The 20216-nt window shown below is 48.0% G+C and carries 17 protein-coding genes; all 17 read right to left on the bottom strand.

The genetic code is table 11. The features are described 5' to 3' along the window. Positions 1 to 43 precede the first annotated feature (43 nt). Positions 44 to 1171 carry a glycosyltransferase family 4 protein gene (locus AAIH57_RS22365; protein ID WP_127537232.1) on the bottom strand — a complete coding sequence of 376 codons (1128 nt, stop codon included), beginning with the start codon at positions 1169 to 1171 and terminating at the stop codon, positions 44 to 46. 376 nt (positions 1172 to 1547) lie between these two features. Beyond that, complete coding sequence (locus tag AAIH57_RS22360) at positions 1548 to 2306, bottom strand: WecB/TagA/CpsF family glycosyltransferase (protein WP_095359951.1); 759 nt, start codon at positions 2304 to 2306, stop codon at positions 1548 to 1550. 7 nt (positions 2307 to 2313) lie between these two features. Beyond that, a complete protein-coding gene (csaB, locus tag AAIH57_RS22355; RefSeq protein ID WP_430023028.1) occupies positions 2314 to 3483 on the bottom strand; it encodes a polysaccharide pyruvyl transferase CsaB in 1170 nt (389 codons plus the stop codon). Then, the gene (locus tag AAIH57_RS22350) at positions 3459 to 5480 is read right to left on the bottom strand and encodes a DUF5693 family protein (protein WP_175396654.1); all 2022 of its coding nucleotides are present in this window, start codon (positions 5478 to 5480) and stop codon (positions 3459 to 3461) included. Before AAIH57_RS22350 ends, csaB begins: the two co-directional genes overlap by 25 nt. 229 nt (positions 5481 to 5709) lie before the next feature. After that, complete coding sequence (locus AAIH57_RS22345; RefSeq protein ID WP_430023027.1) at positions 5710 to 7431, bottom strand: phospho-sugar mutase; 1722 nt, start codon at positions 7429 to 7431, stop codon at positions 5710 to 5712. A gap of 109 nt (positions 7432 to 7540) precedes the next feature. Then, the gene (gene fabZ / locus AAIH57_RS22340) at positions 7541 to 7972 is read right to left on the bottom strand and encodes a 3-hydroxyacyl-ACP dehydratase FabZ (RefSeq protein ID WP_175397056.1); all 432 of its coding nucleotides are present in this window, start codon (positions 7970 to 7972) and stop codon (positions 7541 to 7543) included. A gap of 477 nt (positions 7973 to 8449) precedes the next feature. Beyond that, on the bottom strand, positions 8450 to 8674 hold the full coding sequence (locus AAIH57_RS22335) for a DNA-directed RNA polymerase subunit beta (RefSeq protein ID WP_175396656.1): 225 nt from the start codon (positions 8672 to 8674) through the stop codon (positions 8450 to 8452). Positions 8675 to 8686: 12 nt separating this feature from the next. Next, entirely contained in the window at positions 8687 to 9526 is an 840-nt protein-coding gene (locus AAIH57_RS22330) for a flagellar hook-basal body protein (RefSeq protein ID WP_175396657.1), read from the bottom strand. Positions 9527 to 9556: 30 nt separating this feature from the next. After that, positions 9557 to 10441, bottom strand: a complete 885-nt coding sequence (locus AAIH57_RS22325; protein ID WP_430023026.1) for a flagellar hook-basal body protein — start codon at positions 10439 to 10441, stop codon at positions 9557 to 9559. Positions 10442 to 10544: 103 nt separating this feature from the next. Further along, positions 10545 to 11543 (bottom strand): rod shape-determining protein, encoded by a 999-nt coding sequence (locus AAIH57_RS22320; RefSeq protein WP_175396659.1) that lies wholly within the window; start codon positions 11541 to 11543, stop codon positions 10545 to 10547. Between the two features lie 218 nt (positions 11544 to 11761). Next, entirely contained in the window at positions 11762 to 12049 is a 288-nt protein-coding gene (gene spoIIID / locus AAIH57_RS22315) for a sporulation transcriptional regulator SpoIIID (protein ID WP_024632710.1), read from the bottom strand. Positions 12050 to 12220: 171 nt separating this feature from the next. After that, on the bottom strand, positions 12221 to 12955 hold the full coding sequence (locus tag AAIH57_RS22310; protein ID WP_175396660.1) for a M23 family metallopeptidase: 735 nt from the start codon (positions 12953 to 12955) through the stop codon (positions 12221 to 12223). Positions 12956 to 13832: 877 nt separating this feature from the next. Beyond that, positions 13833 to 15179, bottom strand: a complete 1347-nt coding sequence (spoIID, locus tag AAIH57_RS22305; RefSeq protein ID WP_430023025.1) for a stage II sporulation protein D — start codon at positions 15177 to 15179, stop codon at positions 13833 to 13835. 399 nt (positions 15180 to 15578) lie between these two features. Then, positions 15579 to 16925: a UDP-N-acetylglucosamine 1-carboxyvinyltransferase gene (murA, locus tag AAIH57_RS22300; RefSeq protein ID WP_413036173.1), complete on the bottom strand. Its 1347-nt coding sequence runs from the start codon at positions 16923 to 16925 to the stop codon at positions 15579 to 15581. 519 nt (positions 16926 to 17444) lie between these two features. Next, positions 17445 to 17702, bottom strand: coding sequence for a DUF1146 family protein (locus tag AAIH57_RS22295; RefSeq protein ID WP_430023024.1), 258 nt, complete (start codon positions 17700 to 17702; stop codon positions 17445 to 17447). A 601-nt stretch (positions 17703 to 18303) separates the two neighbouring features. Further along, complete coding sequence (locus AAIH57_RS22290; protein WP_413036175.1) at positions 18304 to 18708, bottom strand: F0F1 ATP synthase subunit epsilon; 405 nt, start codon at positions 18706 to 18708, stop codon at positions 18304 to 18306. A 63-nt stretch (positions 18709 to 18771) separates the two neighbouring features. After that, a complete protein-coding gene (gene atpD, locus AAIH57_RS22285) occupies positions 18772 to 20175 on the bottom strand; it encodes a F0F1 ATP synthase subunit beta (protein ID WP_175396664.1) in 1404 nt (467 codons plus the stop codon). Positions 20176 to 20216: the final 41 nt, after the last annotated feature.

Raw genomic sequence — 20216 nt, 5'->3', positions numbered from 1 at the left:
GCTTGGATAATATTCAAGAATTGCAGTAAACGAGCGTTTTTATTTAGGATTTCGAGCGAGTCTCCGGATTAATTTTGACGCGCATGCGCATCAGGAAATTAATAACCGGTCTTCGGGTTTTACTAACAAGTCCAATAACTTCTGCACCAACTTGAAGGAAGAACATCATGATACAGATCACGACAAACGTTACCCAGTTGGCTTCGAACATGGCGGCCGACGATTGAATGATCGCCAGTACACCGAAGAATGCGGCAATACCGTAAATGATCAGCACCGTCTGGCGGTGACTGAATCCAAGCTCACGCAAGCAGTGATGCAAGTGACCTTTGTCCGGTGAGAAAATCGGTTTCCGTTGTACCGCACGACGAATGATCGCGAAAAAGGTATCCGAAAGAGGTACACCGATAATGATCAGCGGCGTGATGAAGGACACGACTGCAATTTGTTTAAACCCGAGCATGGATAGCATCGCCAGAGAGAAACCAAGGAATAGAGACCCCGTATCTCCCATGAAGATCTTGGCCGGGTGGAAGTTGAAGAACAGGAACCCGATAATACTGCCCAGCAACACAAGGCACATCAAGGCAATCATCATATTGCCCATCAGGAAGGACATAACGGCAATGGTACCAATTGCAATACCGGATACACCGGCAGCAAGACCATCCAGACCATCAATCAGGTTAATCGCATTCGTCACACCAACAATCCATAGAATTGTCAGCGGAATGGATACCCAAGCTTCCAACGAGGAATAAGAATCCTGAAAAGGAATGTTAACGAAATCCACTCGGATATTAAATCCGAATACGACTACAGCAGCAGCAACGAGCTGCCCAAGCAGTTTTACTTTGGCTGACAGTTCGAAACGGTCATCCAGTGCACCAATCAGAACGATAATCGATCCACCGATCAGAAAGGCACTGACAAAGCTCATATCTCTTGTTGTAAACCATGCAGATACAAATGGAAGAAGTGCAGCTACTGTAATGATAAAAGCAAGAAAGATTCCCAAACCACCGAGACGTGGCATGATCCGAGTATGCACCTTACGTGCATTCGGTGTGTCCATTGCACCTATTCTAACCGCGAACTTTTTGACAAGCGGTGTCAGGGCAAGAGCCAGTCCCATCGACACGATAAATCCAATGATAAAGATCGCTACCATTTGAACATTCGACCCCCAATTATAATACCCATACGAAATTATAAATCCCCTGATCTCTTTTTATATATAAAGAAATATTGTTAGCCATATTTAATGAAGCATATTTGTTACACGATAACGAAGAGGGCAAGGAAAACCTGGAGAAGTGCAACGTTTGCCTTTATCACCGGATTTCTCCCTATGTAAAGGGAATAAAAGAAATCTGGGGATAACAGCAATCGGAAGGTTGCCTTGCAATCGTAGTGCCAAGTGTAACGGTTTGATTCATTGTTTGCGAACATACATGTAATCCGGAATGAATTATACGCTGATCACACGCGAAACGCCAACCTCAATTTTTAGCAAAAACGTGCATTTTTCTCGTAATAGCCTGTATTTAACGGGCTTTAGTCACGTTTTCTTTGTCCTGGATCACTTTAATCGCGAATTTTGGAAGCGCAAGCATGCGACCTGCACGACTTGGTTCGCGGAGCAGTCGGTAAAACCACTCCAGTCTTAGCTTCTGGAACAGTTTTGGGGCACGTTTACTTTTACCGGAAATGACATCAAAACTGCCACCAACGCCCATGGTTACGGGAACCTGAAGTGCCTCCTTATACTTATGAATCCAGGGCTCCTGCGTATCTGCACCGCGTGCTACAAACAGCAGATCAGGTGCAGCTTCCCGGATGGAAGCAACCACTTCTTCGTCCTCAGCCGGACCAAAATAACCGTCGCGATAACCTACAATGCGGATCGCCGGATATTGCTGTTGTAACCGAACTGCCGTTTCTTGAATCACCTCAGGGGTGGAACCGAGCAAATATACGCCCCACCGATAGTTTTCTCCAACACGCAGCAATTCATGTAAAAGCTCAAATCCGGGTACTCGCTCTGCCACAGGGTCACCACAATAATTGGCAGCCCATACGACACCTGTACCATCCGGTACAATCAATTCGGCAGATTGCATGACTTGCATCATTGAAGGATTCTCCAGTGCTGCCATCACCATGATCGGGTTCGCTGTGATCACCTGGTGCGGCTTCTTTGACAACACGGCTTCCCGGAGAGTCTCCACCGTTTCTTTCATCGTCAGCTTGGAAAAAGGAATACCATAGATCGAAACGGTAGGTATTGGTCCGGTCTGATTCATCTTTATCTCACCCTTTGCGGCCTAAATAGTTAATAATTTGCTGTGCAGGCACTCTGGCCTCCTGCTTCAGTTCAGTAATGCGATCTTCATTTTCTTTCAGCCACTGTGAACGTTGATCCAGAAGCGTAGCCACACTTTTGGCCAATTTGTCTCCATCGAGTGCAGTTGTGCTTCCCACAGGTTCACTATCCAGACGGAGCATGAACTGATCGATTTTGGGGTCATATGAGATGCCCACAGGTGGCACATATTGCGATGCAGCATAGATCAAACTGTGCAGGCGCATGCCTATCACAACATCACACTTGCTGACTTCCTCCAGCATGAGCTGTGGATCGGTCAGATCCTGGATTATGCTAACTTCGCTACCTTTGCTGGTGACGTCACCAAGCATCTCCATAATAAAACGGGAGGCTTGTTCGTCTTTCGGCAAATGAAATGGCAGAAAACGCAGATGCACTGCCTTTTTGGCACATAGTTTTTTCAGTCCTGAGGCAATGGCTGTCAGTTCCTTCCGATCAGACTCCCAGAAACGCACGGATACACCGATCACTGGAAGCTTGGTTTGTCCCGCTGATGAAACATCAGTCGAATTCGCGGAAGCAGCCCCAGCGAGAGCACCCTCCACCCCTTTACCCTCAGGCAAAGGCAGCCCCATAACCGGGTCTGGCACAACATGTATCTGATTCCACTGCAGACCAAGCCCGCGCAGATAATCAGCAGACTGTTCATCCCGCACCGACACATATTTACAACCCTTGAAGACGGATCGGATCATCGGATTAAAGATTTTGCGGTTAACTGGTCCAATTCCCTGAGCATAGATAAACGTTGGCTTCTTCAGCCACTGGGCCAGCTTGATTACACCCAGATAATAAGGAATGGATTTTAGTCCGGTTGCATCCTGCAGCAAACTTCCGCCGCCACTAATCAACCCGTCACTTTCCTTGATCGCCTCGCGGACTTCCTTCAATTTCATACGGTGTACGGAACGAACACCATACATGGAGGTCGTAGACTCCGGATCTATGGAGAGCACGATCGGCTCAATAGTGACGCCAGATCTGTGACTCTCCTCTTCCAGTGCAGTAAGAATCGACTTCAGTACCGCTTCGTCTCCGCTGTTGCGGAATCCGTAATATCCCGAGATGACTAACTTTTTAGAAGTGGTGACCATTTTTTCCAACATCCTTCCGCTACTTGCCACACACCCACAGCAATGATACCGAAGATTAAGCCAATTCCCAGTCCCATCACTCCACGAATGAGAGACAATACAGCCGGTGTATGGATATGCGCAAACGTATCCACCATGGACAACTGTCCAATCGCTGCAATAATGAGCACAAAGATGACTTGACGATATTTTAAAGCGGCGAACACGCCAACGATAAACAGCGGGTGTCCCAGCACAAATTCTTTGAACCTTGGTCGTACGCCAAATGTATCTTCCAGCGTTGTACGCAGGAACATCTCAAATGGGGTGACTGAACCCGAGTTCCCTGTACGTGTCAAATAATAATATCCAGCTCCGGCTGCAACAACCGCAAGAACAACCATCAGTATATTAACCGGTGTACGCAGAATCTCTTTGATTCGCTTAATGGAGATCGTACCTGCCCCACGATAAAACAAGATATAAATAGCTACCAGCCCCATTGGAGCAAAGTGCAGCAAGCTCACGCCCCTGAACTGGTTAATAACCAGACTATACGTAATGCTGTTGAGCAATGAGATCATAAAAGGAACCGCAAGGAACGACAAAATGGACGTTCTTACATACAAAATCAACGTTTGTGTCAATCGACGACCCGCAGTTGCGTCCGGTTGACGCTGCTGCTGGTAATTCACGGTTCTAACTGCCAGCACCATCGCTATGGTCGGCGCGGAGATCGCTACAAGCAAGGCAATCCCTTGCTCCAGCAAGGTCGGTTTCAGAAGGTACAAGCCTGCACTTCCAACCAAACCTAGTATAAACACAAGCAGAGTCAGCAATGGTACAAAGTATGAAACCATCAGGGTAATCATGGCAATCGCACCAATCAGCGCAACCAGCTTGGCATAACGCTGGATCGAAGATTCTTTTACCGTGAACGCTTCAGCTTGTCCAAGCTCAAATCCGCGTTTTTCCATTCGTTCAACGGCATGTCCCGGTTCACCCAGACTGTTGATTAGGTTCTCAATCGGATCTGTAATCATGGCTTTCGCCGTGTTTCGGCTCGGTCCAGCATTCAAATAGAGCATACGAATGTTGCGGTCCTTGGTAGCCAGAACAAAACGGTCAGCAATGACGTCCACATCCAGATTGGCATCTCCCTCGCTTAACGAGTACAGACGAGCGACGTTGTAGTCCGTTTTGTAAGCAAGAATGTCAAAACCGGATTGAGGTTTCTTCAAGTTCTCAATCGCTGCCAGTCCAATGTCATGTTTATTCAGCAATTGTGCGAACTGATCGAGACTCTTCATCTCCGCATTATCATTGTACCCTTTCACTGCATCGCCATCAAACAGGATACGCTTCACACCATTCTCTTCGAAGAAGGTAAGCAGGCGCTCCATCGATTCCTGGCTGTAAGGAACGCTATCTGCGATCCTTGGCAAAATGTAAAATCCTTTATCACGCAGCATCTTCACGGCAACCGGATCCGGCTGCATCGGCTGCATGTTGGCATTCTCCGGAGGAGTTTGCAAAATTAAGCCGCTGTGACCTTCATATTCCCATGGCACCACCGGAATCTGACGATCCGCGAACGTTTGTTCAATGATGGGTGTATAGGTTTGGGCATTTTCTTCTGATGTGAACAGTACATACGTGAAGTTCTCGTTAGGAGAGACGACGTTTTGAGTCAGGTTGGCAACATCCTGCCCGTTGTATACTGTCAGTTTACGTGACTTTCTAAGCTCATCCAGCGTACTTTCGAATACCGCCATCGTTGTTACACCGGCATCTTTCAGACGAGTTAATTGCTCATTCATGAAATCCTGAGGATGGGCTTGATAAGCCGATATATCCAACAGACCTCTATAATTAAAAACAAGTTCCACCTTTTTAGCGGACGATTCCGTCTGCACCCGATCACTGATAACGGGGATGGAAGCAATCAGACCTATGATGACAACAAGCCACAGCCACTTCCGGGAAGCGGTATTCCAATAAAGCCATTTTTGACGCACTACATGTACCTCCTCAAGTGTTGGAACCAAATCCACGTTCAGCTCAAGTAATTCATTCCTAAAAATAATTAACGGGTATATACACAGCTTGTGTCAACAAGCCTTCTAATATCCGACTACCCTGCTTCAACCTCTACAAAAATTCCACCTAAAAGAAAAGCCCCTCCGCCAACCAACCTTACGGTGCGGAGAGGCTTTCAACCATTCGTGCTTCGTACAACGATCGTACTTATTGTCCGTCTACTCGCGACATTACCGTGGCTGCCAGACGCTCAATGCGACCTTCCGCATCTTCGAGGCTCTCACCACGTACCGCAAAGTATACTTTGATCTTCGGTTCGGTTCCCGAAGGACGCAGGCAGAACCATGATCCATCTGCCAAAATGAACTTCAGGACGTTTTCCTTCGGCAAGCCATCCAGGCCAAGGGAATAATCCAGCACGTCTTGTACGACGATACCCGCAACTTCTTGTGGCGGATTGGAACGCCAATCGGTCATTTTCGCTTGAATCTGCGCTACGCCGTCTTTGCCTTTCAGCGTACGGGACTCCAACTTCTCCAGGAAATATCCGAATTGGTTGTACAGCTCTTGCAAGACATCATAGAGCGTCTTGCCTTGACTCTTATAGTACGCAGCAGCTTCAGCAATCAGCATCGAGGCAAGGACAGCATCCTTGTCACGGGCATAGCTGCCTGCCAGGTAGCCATAGCTTTCTTCATATCCGAACAAGAACGTATGACTGCCCGTTGCTTCGAACTGGTTCATTTTTTCACCGATATATTTGAAGCCTGTCAGGGTGTTCATCACTTCAGCACCGTAGTGCTCGGCAATGACGGCTCCCATCTCGCTTGTTACAATCGTTTTGACCACTGCGCTGTTGCTTGGCAGCTTGCCTGTCTTTTGCAGACGGCTCAGCACATAGTGCACCATGATCGCACCTGATTGGTTACCAGACAGTACAAAATACTTGCCATCATTGTCTTTTACAACTGCACCCATGCGGTCTGCATCCGGATCCGTACCGATCAGAATGTCAGCACCTACGGATTCACCGAGTTTCATGGCAAGCGTGAATGCTTCACGTTCCTCCGGGTTAGGAGACTTCACTGTAGAGAACTCAGCATCCGGCTGTTCTTGTTCTGCCACAATGTGTACCTGTTCAAAACCGATCTTCTCCAACACACGACGTACAGGAACGTTACCTGTTCCATGGAGCGGAGTAAAGACAATTTTGAAGTCACGCCCTACACCGGATTGAATCAGGTCACGACTCAGACTCACGCTGGCAACTGTATCAACAAACGCCTGATCTTCCTCTTCACCCAGCCATACCAGCAAGCCTTGAGCTTCTGCTTCTTCCTGGGTCAGCTTTTTCACATCCGCGAGGGAAGGAACCTCCTGAATGTATTGGATGACTTTCTCTGCTTCATGTGGTACCAGTTGACCACCTTCGTGGTTGTACACTTTGTATCCGTTATATTCCGGAGGATTATGACTTGCCGTTACCACAATGCCGCCCGTTGCTTGCAAATGGCGCACGCTGAAGGACAACTGCGGCGTAGGGCGCAGAGATGTGAACAGCTTGGCTACAATGCCGTTTCCAGCAAGAACCAAAGCAGCATCCAGCGTGAATTCAGGCGAGTAGTGACGGGAGTCATGGGCAATGACTACGGAAGGTCTGCCTTCTTTGTCCCCATGCTGCTCCAGCAGATAACGCGCAAACCCTTGAGTCGCCCGACCGACGGTGTATTTGTTCATCCGGTTGCTTCCGGCGCCGATTACACCACGCAATCCACCTGTACCAAACTCCAGATTTCGATAGAAACGATCCTCCAGCTCTTTCGGCTGATCCTGCAAATCACGAAGCTCCTGTTTCGTCGCTTCATCAATCGAAGCATCCTCCAACCACTGCTGTAACGTCTGTGCTGCTGTTCCGCTTAACTGTTCCATTCCTATAAACCCCTTCCGTCTATATAAATTCAATGGTTTGCTGAGCTACTTCAGCATCCTGCATCATTCAAGAACAATCCTAAATGATGCAAGTGCTCACCGTATGTAATCAGCTTGGGTCAGACAGTGCAAACATGATCTCGCCTTCAGCAACCACTTTGTCTCCCACGCGGGCTGTCGCTTTGCCTTTACCAATGGAACCCTTCAGGCGTGTGATCTCCACTTCCAGCATCAACGTATCTCCGGGCACAACTTGTCCACGGAATCGGAAATTGTCCAGTCCCGCCAAGAAACCAATTTTGCCTTTGTTGCTCTCCACGTTAAGAATGGCTGCTGCCCCAACCTGAGCCAATGCCTCCGTAATCAATACACCCGGCATTACCGGGTACTCCGGAAAATGACCAATAAAGAACGGTTCGTTGATCGTTACATTTTTCAAACCAACGGCACGCTTGCCATCCTCCATCTCTACAATCTTGTCCACCAGCAGAAATGGGGGACGGTGCGGGATAATCGCTTGAATCTGTTTGCTATCGAGCACAGTGTACTCTCCTTTCAGGGTCATTTATATGAGCTCTCCATAATGGATTGACCATGTGCATGTTGCGACCGTTACGGTTACGGATCGTTCTTTCGATCGCTGTTGTTTCCGAATGTTTATTGAACCATTATTAAGTGGTATAACATTCGTAAACAAAGGCGAACGCTTCGCTTCTTCAGAATCGATTCCGTTCCCTTCACTAGTTCTCAGCGTCAAATGGACAACTTAACTATTATAAAGTCGACCTCATATAAATGTTGTTATTTTATTTGGTATGAAAAACGCATTTTCGGTTAACACTACTAATATCCTTCATGACTGCAGTAGTGAAGGTTGAGATAAGGGGTCTCTCTTCGCGATGACAATCGTCTTTCGCAGGGGAGGCCTCTTTTGACGTCAAACGTCATCCATCATTATACTGTTTTCAACACCAAAAAGAAAACTCCTGCCTGCGCAGGAGTTTTCGCTATTTCACGATCATGAAGCGAACACCAGATCATATACATGTTTCCAGGTACTCCACTGGAATACGGAGCCGATATCCTGTTTGCCCAGTACCACATAACCAGCGACCATGCCGCCAGCGAGGGCCAGAACAAGCAAGACCGGGATCAGAAACCATCTGGCGATGCGCCATCCACTCTTCTTTTTCTTGACTTCCTTCTTCTCCGGCTTGCTGTTCTGCTTCTGTGTATCTGTCATCGCATTCACCTTTTATGCTCTTATAGTGTTGGCAAGACCCGCCATCGAATCACTTGACGTCAGTGCGCGTGCTGCCAGCTGATAGGTCCGCTGCCCTTGCATCAATAATGCCATCTCCTGTGTCAGATCAACGTTGGATTGTTCCAGGTACCCTGCACGGATCATGGCAGTCGCTTCACGTGTTGCCGCATTAGCTCCAAACACATCATCCTCAGTTAATCCCGCATCCAGACCGAATAGGTTATCTGCATATTGCACAAGTCCTTCCGGACGTTCGATGTCTACAAGCTGCAGCTGGGCTCCAATCGTTGCATTGGCTTCATTGCCGCGACGGATCAGCAGATTGCCCTTCTCATCGAAGGCCACTTTGCTGTTGTTCGGAGCAGTAATCCGGTTACCTTGGCGATCAAGCGCAAAATAGCCTTCGCCGTTAACCAGCACCATCATCTGAGGTGCGTTGGGGTCCGGATTAGGTGTTGGATCAGGGACAAAATGGAATGCGCCCTGACGTGTCCACATTTTCTGACCATTCGCTTCAACGGCAAACATGGCGTTGCCTTCGATCGCCAGATCCGTTGGATTCCCCGTCTCGTTCAGTGTACCCTGAGACATATCCTTCGTCACTTCCGTCAGACGGGCACCGAATCCTAGGTTAAATCCCATTGGGGTGGAACGTCCATCGAGCTTATACTTGTCTGGCTGCTGCTGCACCCGGGTCAGTACATCTTCGAACGCTGCCTGCTTGCTTTTATAGCCTGCCGTATTCACGTTGGCAATATTATCGGAAATGACATCCAGACGCTGCTGTATTGCGGTCATGGAGACCTTCGCACTAATCATGGAATTATTCATCTATTGGTTCATCCTCCCTATTGCCGCGTGTTATACACGACCCACGTCATTGACGGCTTTGTCCAAACTGCGATCGTAGAACTGTACAACCTTCTGATTCGCTTCATATGCACGGTAGGCGGCATTCATATCCACCGTAGCTTGGGAAGCATCCACGTTCGACCCTTCCAGATAACCTTGACGGATCTGTACATTATCTCCCGCTGCCATCATTCGCGCTGCAGCGCCTTCCTGATCATACAGGCTAAAATTACCGTCACCCTCGCGAACCAGTTGGTTTGGCTGATCGATTACGCTGATTCCAAGTGTAACGCCAGTGGGCGCTCCTGTGACCGCATCAACAAGACGGCCTTGCTCATCCACTTTAAATTGGTCCACCGAGCCTGTCAACACAACAGGCTGTCCATTATTATCCAGAACCTGAGCTCCGGTTGAGCTTAACAGTTCTCCCGTTCCTGTAACCTGGAAGTGACCATCGCGTGTATATCTTGTATTACCTTCCGCATCCTGCACCGTAAAATACGCCTGAGGCTGATAGATCACCGTACCATCAGCTCGTACAAATTTGCCTGAACCGTCAAAAGCGACAGGTTGTCCTGTCTGCGGATCATTCACGGACAGGTTGGACGAGATGGCGAAGTCACTCTTCTGCCCACTCTCCATAATCGCTCCCTGCAAATTCATGGACAAGCTCTCTTCCGCGAACACCCCTGTGTTCAGCTTGCCCAGCCGCTTCGTTGGAACATTGGCATCTCCACCGACCAACGTAATGAGCATTTCCGGGAAGGAACGGCTTACGCTGTTCACCTGTTTATATCCCGTGGTGTTCATATTCACAATATTTTGAGTCGCAGTGTCATGGCGGCGTTGTTGCGTAATCATTCCCGCGGTAGCGGTGTACAAACCTCTTAGCATGAATTAACCCCTCTCCTCAAGCGCTTGTCCTGCGTCACAGGATCATAGCTTGTCCGTTCTGTTCCCGAGCATAGGCGAACCTTTAGATATTTATATCGGCAGATTAGAACTTTTTCTTAACCACCTGATCCAAATTGTTGAGCATAATGCCTGTCCCCTTCACGACACAATGCATCGGATCCTCTGCAACCCATACCGGTACATGCAATTCATTGGACAACAGTTCGTCCAGTCCATTCAGCAGAGCACCCCCGCCTGTCAAAACAACGCCCCGGTCAATAATATCCGCCGACAGCTCTGGTGGCGTCCGCTCCAATACCGACTTCGCCGCAACGATAATGGATTGCACGGAATCCCATAGCGCTTCCTGCACTTCATTTCCCGACACCGTTACGGTAACAGGCAGACCGGATACCATATCCCGCCCGCGAATATCCATCTCGGTTTGACGTCCAGCCGGGTTTACGGAACCAATCGCAATCTTGAGATCCTCAGCAGTGCGTTCACCGATCATGAGTTTGTACTTGGCTTTGATAAACTTGATAATTGCTTCGTCGAACTTGTCCCCTGCGACTTTAATAGAAGAGGCGGTGACTACGTCGCCCATAGACAGGACTGCAACGTCAGTCGTTCCGCCGCCGATATCCACGACCATATTGCCGCTCGGCTGAAAAATATCCATTCCCGCACCGATCGCTGCCGCTTTCGGCTCTTCTTCCAGAAACACTTCTTTGGCACCGCTGCGCTCCGCAGCCTCACGGATGGCCTTCTGCTCCACGGAAGTAATATTGGTTGGTGCACAGATCAAGATACGCGGGTGGCTGTACCAGCTTCTCGCCCCCACTCGATTAATGAAATGTCTGAGCATCGCTTCCGTAATTTCGAAGTCCGCAATAACCCCGTCACGCAGCGGTCTAATGGCAACAATGTTACCTGGAGTACGCCCCACCATACGACGCGCTTCTTCCCCAACAGCAAGGACCCGCTTCGTATCGCTTTCAATGGTCACGACGGAAGGTTCATCGAGGACTACCCCACTTCCTTTCACGTGAATAAGCACGTTCGCCGTGCCAAGATCAATACCGATATCCTTGCTAAACATAAAAGAGCCCCCAAAGTGATATTATTTGGTCAGCGTATCCTGTGAAAAAGAGTCCCTTATCACGTCACCGCTCGTTCGACAAAGTGCAACAGATATATGTAAAAATCGGGCTGATAAGATGTCATAATTCGATCCTGTACCAGCTTTTAACATATCATACTTCAGGGGAGGGATTCAATCCATGTGTGAGCTTTTTGACCTACGTCTTTCCGCGGTTGTTACGATTTAGCGGAAGCCAACACCTCACGTTTTTTACCACTTGTTTTTTTGTATTTGATTTTGGTCGCTTCCCCGCCCCGCAAATGGCGGATGGATTTGTGGTACTCCAGGATATGTTTCACCTGGTCAGCAAGATCAGGGTTGATTTCCGGCAGACGCTCCGTCAGATCCTTATGCACAGTACTCTTTGACACGCCGAATTCTTTGGCAATGGTACGGACCGTATTCCTCGTCTCGACAATGCAGCGACCTATTTTTATGGTCCGTTCCTTGATGTAATCGTGCACGCTCCCGCCTCCCTACTGTGTGGATAGTTTGGTACATTATATGAGGAGCATGCCTATATATTCGCGGTTTAGAGGTGTGACAAGCTTCGAAGGTCCCAATAATTTCAGAAAAGCACAAAAAAGAGCAGAGGGAGTTTCCCCCTGCTGCTTTTATCCTGCGTTAAAAATCATTTATTTTTCCGGAAGATATCCTTGCGGGTTAACCGGCTGACCGTCTTCGTACACTTCGAAGTGCAGGTGGTTGCCAAGCGTTTTTTCCAATTCGTTTACGCCAGCAGATGCAATCGCATCTCCCTGTTTCACTTCATCGTCCTGTTTCACTTTGACGTCAGACAGGCTTTGGTATACGGTTTTGAGGTTATCACTGTGCGTGATTTCCACAACTTGACCTGTCAGCGGATTTTGCTCCACCCGTGTCACTTTACCTCCGAGTGCTGCTTTTACTTCAAACGATTTGTTATCCCCACGTGCCAGGTCCACACCTGTGTTTGGAATAAACGTATCGTTGTACTGCACCATCGCTGCTTCATGCTCTTCTGTTGAACCTTCGTTCTCATAGAACGGTTTTACAACTGAAATTTCCGACGGACTTGCTACTGGCCATGCAAAATTCTCCGACTTGGCGACAACTTCCATACTTTCTTCTCCACCAACTGCTGTTTCCTCTGTACCCGATGCTCCCGTCTCTACTACTCCACTAGCAGGATCGGAGTTCAGCGTTTTCTCGCCTGTACCCTGATAGACCCACACTAATGTTAGTATAATGCCTGCTGCTGCGATGTAGGCTGCCGGGAAAACCCAACGTTTGGACATTGCTCTTTTCCATGAAGAGGGCTGGCTGGCCGGTACTCCTTGAGTTGTTTTAGGAGTTTCTTCTTGGACTGTTTTTTTGTTTTGTTCATTCATCTTGATCACCTCAGTAACAAGTGTTACCGGGTGCAACTCTTTTATACACGCGCGACTCTAATTATTTTCACGTAGCTTTCAAAGACTGCTATATAAGGCCGATTGGAGTTACACTGAGCCACTCCGCGCGCAGAACAACCTTTCGACCGGCTGTTATCCCCGGATTTCCATATTATATTCTCCCAAGGGAGAAATCCGGTGATAAAGGCAAGCTTATGCTTCCGAAGCAGCTTTCTTCCAGAAAGCTTTTAGCTTTGCTTCTACTGGTTTTTTCTGCACTCTCCGTTCCGGTGTAACTTATGGTTCAGACTGATATAGCCAAGTCTTAAAAGCTCCGGAATGGGTGGTTGGTAGAGAGGCCGGGATTGGCTATAATGGCCAATCCTTCTATGAAGTGAGTTTATCGGCTGAAAGCGAAGCGACATGATATGGGATGTGATGTCATTGGATAAACCAATTCATTGCGCTCTAAGCTCATTAAAGTGAGATGGGAGATTACGTGGCCGCGGCGCTAATGACTGTTCCATCCAACCTCGAGATTAGATTATTGGAAATTTCTAACGAACCCAAGTGGCCTTATTGGGGACAAATTGACAGCTTCGGAGTTCTAACGAATCGTCGACACCCTAATTACTCTTTTGGGCGCTATTATCGGTTTAATTACGTGATATGTCTTGATATAACGCGTCTGAGATTCGTTAAAATTTCTATTCGTCATGATATACCTCATAAGGTATCTCAGATTCGCTAGAGTCAATGGTGTATAAAAGGCACAACCTAACCTGCTCATCTGTGTACATTCGTATTCATTCGAATTCATTCGGATTTATCCGGATTAATTCAGACTGATTCGCATCTTCATCCGTATTGATATCTCTTATTTCGAGGCCAGCATCTTTGATGCCTGTCCAAACGAGATGCCTGTATAGTAGTGTTTCAGGATCTGAGTTGCGGTGTGTCCCTCCTGTGCCATGCCGTTTGCTCCCCACTGGCTCATGCCCACACCATGTCCATATCCGTAGGTTGTGATTTGGATCTCATCGCCCTCTGCCTTCCAGCTGAATTGACTGGATCTTAATCCAAGCAGCTTTCGAACCTCTGGTCCGCTGAACGTTTTGCCTGCGATCTGCATTTCCTTAATACGGTGGCCCTCTGTTGTAGACAGCACTTCCATCCAGGAGCCGCCCTCTTGGGCTGTAACCGGAATAGCACTGGCATCCAGATTTAACTTTTGAAGAATCTCACTGCGCTTCATCGTAACCGTTTCTTCAAACTTCGGGGCCAATGTCTTATCCCACGGACTCGCTACACTTTTCAAATACGGCACGACATTGCCCCATACATCTTCGGCGTTTTCGGTGTAACCGTTGCTAGTGGAGAAAAAGGAGGCGGTAATGGCCTTGCCCTGATATGTCATAACCGCATCACGGCTTTCGCGAACGGCCTGCTGTAACTTCTCCCACTCTTTTGCTTTCCCGAGCCGCGTCCATTCATCCTTCACCTGATCCGGTGGCAGAAACACCTGGTGGTTGACCGTATCCGTGACATCTGCATCCCCTGAAGGTACACCGCTGGTATCATGTGCCGCCAGCCTTCTGACGATAAAGGTACGCGCTGCAATCGCCTGGGCTTTCAATGCCTCTAACCTGAACTCAGCAGGCATCTCCGCCGCAACCACACCCGTCACATATTCCTCAAGCGGGAGATTCATGGTAGTTCCCGTTGCAGAGAGATAAACTCTGACGTTCGGTTCAGGGTACGTAACGGGTACAGCCGGAGCAGGCGCTGGAGTTGATACGCTGCCTGTCGTTGGTGTGGCCGGAGTCGGCTTTGCCGGATCATTCGTCCGGGGCCAGACCAGAATGGCCGGGATCAGGAGTGCCAGCGCAAGTAAGCCTGATACGGCAGCAGCAGGCTGCCAGCGCTTGGAGCCGCTTGACCATCTGCGACTTCTGCCAAATGCACGCATTCGGCGCCGTTTAACTCGGCGGAACTGATCCAGCTCAATGACGGGCACATGAATACGCCCTGTTGACTCACGCTCTGCCCCCCGGGCTCCTGATTCGGTTGGACCGATCGATCTCCTTTTCTCTGCATAAGGGGTACTGATATCCATTGAGGTTAGCTTGTCTTTTTCCGTTCCAGCATTTGAAGTCTCATTCGACTCCTCCATCATTGGACGGGGGACAAGGGGTACCTTAACCTGCACACGAGCTTCTTTCATTTCGACATACCCTCCGTTGTACATAGACCGTCAAATAATGGTCCTTTTGTTTAAATCCATAGTTTAGGGTATGAGCCGTGCCGATCTGATAGAACCTGATTTGAGAGAAACGAAGCATGGGCAACTCTTTTTAATCTTAGATTAACATTGCTCTGCTATAGTGAATAAACCGTTGTTCTACAGCCTTTTTTGCATGACAAGACCATGCAGTGCATTCTCTAAATGTGTTCTTTCATTTTTATGTATATATACAGCATTTGATCCGATACACTTCCATTAGGACCAGCTATTAATAGAATCAGGTACTGAATCTCAGCTTACCTTTCTTATAGCACTATATGTAAAAAAAGAGCACAAAAAAAGCCAAGCCAGATGGCTTAGCTTTTTGCGATTCATGATTTAGGCCCAAGTCGGTTGCACCTTGAACATTGGCACTTCTTCCTCAGCTTTTTCGTTGGCAGGCTTAGCTGCATCCAGTTTCGGTTCTTCAACCGAAATACGGTAAATGTCAGCTCCCAGTCCATTCAGCTTCTCAGCCAGATGAACATAGCCACGGTCGATGTGATGAACACCGCCGACTTCAGTTGTACCTTCAGCAACCAGACCGGCAATGATGAGTGCAGCACCTGCACGCAGATCAGTAGCCGTCACTTTGGCACCCTTCAGTTTGGCATTGCCTGTAATGATGGACGAACGGCCTTCCACTTTGATCTCCGCATTCATCAACTGGAACTCATCCACATGCATGAAGCGATTCTCAAACACCGTCTCAGTTACAACACTGGTTCCTTCAGATGCAAGCAAGAGTGCCATCATCTGGGACTGCATGTCAGTAGGGAAACCAGGGTATGGTAATGTTTTAACATCCACAGCCTTAAGCGGGCGATCCGCAATAACACGAACACCATTCTCATCCGGCAGGATGGTAACACCCATCTCTTCCATCTTCGCAATAACCGACCCCAAATGATCGGAGATCGCACCTTCGATGTACACGTCACCACCCGAAATTGCAGCAGCAGCCATGTAAGTACCTGCTTCCACCCGATCCGGGATTACCGTGTGCTTCACGCCAGTAAGTTTCTCCACACCCTCGATGCGAATAACCCCTGTACCAGCGCCACGGACTTTGGCACCCATTCCGTTAAGGAAGTTGGCCAGATCCACGATTTCAGGTTCTTTTGCCGCATTCTCGAGCACGGTTACACCGTCAGCCAAAGTTGCAGCCATCATAATATTTTGAGTAGCTCCAACAGAAGCTACATCCAGATAAATTTTTGCACCGCGCAACCGTCCTTGGCTGCGAGCTTCGATATAGCCTTGGCCCAAGCTGATCTCGGCACCCATGGCTTCAAAACCTTTCAAATGCTGATCAATTGGCCGTGTACCGATGGCACATCCACCAGGAAGTGAGATTCTTGTATGACCCATACGCGTCAATAAAGGCCCCATGACCAGAAAAGACGCCCGCATTTTACTTACCCATTCATACGGGGCTTCGCAGGAAGTAAGTTTTTCCGCATTTACGGTAATCACTTCGTCCCGGTATGTAACACCCGCTCCCAGCGATTCCAACACCTTGTTAATCGTCATCACATCGTCTAGAGGAGGCGCGTCAATAATAACGCTTTGTCCTTCTTCTCCTAAGAGAGAGGCAGCGATGATCGGAAGAACAGAATTTTTAGCGCCGCTAACTTTGACACTTCCGGTCAACCTTTTGCCACCGCGGACGATAAATTTGCTCATCATGGTTCCCTCCGCGCTTTTATTCCCTTTTCTTCATTCCGGAGTACGTAAGCCCTCTGTGTTAGCAAGGACTGTTGCTGTGTGTGGAATTTCGACATAACCCGGCAAAAAACGCCCTAGATGTCTGTTCAGAAAAGAATTGGTTTATAATCCAAAATTGATGATAACACTTGCCGTGCTGTTGCCTGCAAACTTGTAAATTAAGCCCTACAGGTCAGCAAAACATCAGGACAGACGGATTGGGATGATTATTAGCCGGTAAATACCGGGGATCCCGTTTATAACCTCATATTAAAGTGAACAATTGTGAATTCCCTAACTTCCATCATAACATTGTTGAATTGTACGATACAAGCATTTTTACATAAAACATCTCAAATTCAACCAATTACACGTCACACATTTTTCTTAATTCTAGGCCGACAAGTCATACTCTAATTGTTGACACAATCAATCGATGTTATTCGACAATACGCTTGCATGAAGAACCTAACAGATGATTAACCAACCATCTCAACATTAAAACAAATGACGCAGCATTTGGGTCCATGATAAATAATCAATAACGAACCCCGATACCGCATGACCCAGAATAATCGCGAGCAGTAAATGCAGCAATCTTCCTTGGGCTCCCTTCGGCTGCCTGATGATCAGATCAAGCTTCAGGTTTTGCAGAGCCCACCATGCGAGTGCTATACACAACAGTGAGACGATAATCGAAACTAGCCCATTCGTGCTTAATGACTGGTTCAATTGATTTGTCAGATCAATATCCATATATTCATTACCTCCACATTTGTTGCAGCCATCAGCGTAATTTTGCTTGTCATCCCCGTTTTGGAGTCCTTAGGATGGTTTGTTCCCGCACAACACGACTGAGTTACTGCTGAAGTCCCCACATAGGGAGTCTTCGTGTTGCCCAATCATCGAGCAGCACCATCTGGCTGTGAATGATCATGGAATTCATCTACGCAGCTGCATTCTCTGCTGACTCTATGGAATATAGGCTCTTTCATCATACATTGTCAATTACATTGATTTCCACTTTGAAAATATTTTAATTTTAAATCACCGGGATTTTGTGACTAAAACGACATAAAAGAGCGCTATTTCGATATCGATCTTGTCATTTCCTCGGAAATAATTAGTAATCTTCTAGTCAAAAATGGGTCTATAAGTGGTAACTATCACCACTACTATAGTCCTATAATATATTCCATTTCACAGGAACGGTGATTGTCATTTACAAAAAATAGCGAGGTAATTACATGAATTATCCATTAATTATTTCAACATTAAAATTTAATATGGAAGATTCACCTTTTTGAAATCAAAGCAAAAAGCCCGGCAGATCAGCCGCCGGGCTTCCTTAGATCGTTTATTTGCCGTATACGTTGATCCGGTTAACCGCTTTTTGCAGAGCGATCTCTGCCCGGCGGTGATCAAAGTGGTCCTGGTTGCTTTGGCTGCTGAGACGGCGTTCTGCCCGCTCTTTCGCTGCACGCGCACGATCCACATCGATGTTTTCCGGGAATTCGGCACTTTCTGCGAGCACAACCACCTTATCTTTGCGGACTTCGATAAAGCCGCCGCCTATAGCGACCTGCTTGTTCTCTTTTCCGTTTTTGATAACGATCGGTGCAATCTGCAATGGTGTAACCATAGGGATATGACCTGGCAAGATCCCCAGTTCCCCTTCAATACCACGAGCGATGATGCTATCCGCTTGCTCCGAATAGACCAAACGCTCAGGTGTTACGATTTCCAACAAAAAGGTGCTCAATTCCATCCCTCCTGAAACTATCCGAAGGATAGCTCGCTTCATAAGGACAATCCTGGATTCAGATTATACCAGTGTTTTGGCTTTCTCCACTGCCTCTTCAATTGTACCCACGAAGAGGAATGCTGCTTCCGGCAGATCGTCATGCTTGCCTTCGAGAATTTCTTTAAAGCTGCGCACCGTTTCTTTAACCGGAACGTATTTACCCGGAATACCGTTAAATGCTTCAGCAACGTGGAAAGGCTGGGACAAGAAACGTTGAATTTTACGAGCACGGTAAACGAGCGCTCTGTCTTCTTCACTCAGCTCGTCCATACCCAGGATAGCAATGATATCCTGCAGTTCATTATAACGCGCCAAAATGCGTTTAACGCCTTGTGCAACGCTGTAGTGTTCTTCACCTACAACTTCTGGTGACAAGATCCGGGAGCTGGATGCCAGCGGATCTACCGCAGGGTAGATACCCATCTCGGAAATTTTACGCTCCAGGTTCGTTGTTGCATCCAAGTGAGCAAACGTTGTTGCAGGAGCCGGATCCGTATAGTCATCCGCAGGTACGTAGATCGCCTGGATGGATGTAACCGATCCTTTTTTCGTGGAAGTGATACGCTCTTGCAATTGACCCATTTCTGTTGCCAGCGTAGGCTGATAACCTACCGCGGAAGGCATACGTCCGAGCAAGGCAGATACTTCTGAACCCGCTTGGGTGAAACGGAAGATGTTATCGATAAAGAGCAACACGTCACGGCCTTCTTCATCGCGGAAGTATTCCGCCATCGTCAGACCTGTGAGGGCTACACGAAGACGTGCGCCTGGAGGCTCGTTCATTTGTCCGAAGACCATTGCTGTTTTGTTGATAACGCCGGAATCACTCATCTCGTGATACAAGTCATTACCTTCACGTGTACGCTCACCAACACCCGCAAATACGGAGATACCGCCGTGCTCTTGCGCAATGTTGTTGATCAATTCTTGAATCGTAACGGTTTTACCTACACCGGCACCACCGAACAAACCGATTTTACCACCTTTGGCGTAAGGAGCCAGCAAGTCGATAACTTTGATACCCGTCTCCAGCATTTCTGCTTGGGTAGTCAGTTCATCGAATGCAGGAGCAGAGCGGTGAATCGGGTTTTTATGTTCAGCAGCTACCGTACCGCCAGTATCAATCGCTTCGCCGAGTACGTTAAATACACGACCCAGTGTCGCTTCCCCAACAGGTACAGAGATTGGAGCCCCTGTATCTACGGCTTCCATACCACGTACGAGACCGTCCGTGGAGGACATCGCGATACAACGTACCCGGTTGTCACCCAGATGTTTCGAAGCTTCGAGTGTAAGACTTACACTTACGCCGCTTTCGGTTACTGTAGTGATCGTAATGGCATTGAGGATTTCCGGCAGACCGCCGCGATCAAACTCGACGTCAACAACCGGACCCATGATGCTCACAACGCGTCCTTTGTTCATCTTAACGTTCCCCTCCTACAAGCCTGCTACTTTGACAAAAA

Source organism: Paenibacillus sp. MABNR03, from assembly GCF_050455445.1.
Classification (GTDB): Bacteria; Bacillota; Bacilli; order Paenibacillales; family Paenibacillaceae; genus Paenibacillus; species Paenibacillus xylanilyticus.
The sequence above is the reverse complement of the archived record's forward strand: the minus strand, read 5'-3'. Positions and strand labels throughout refer to the sequence as shown.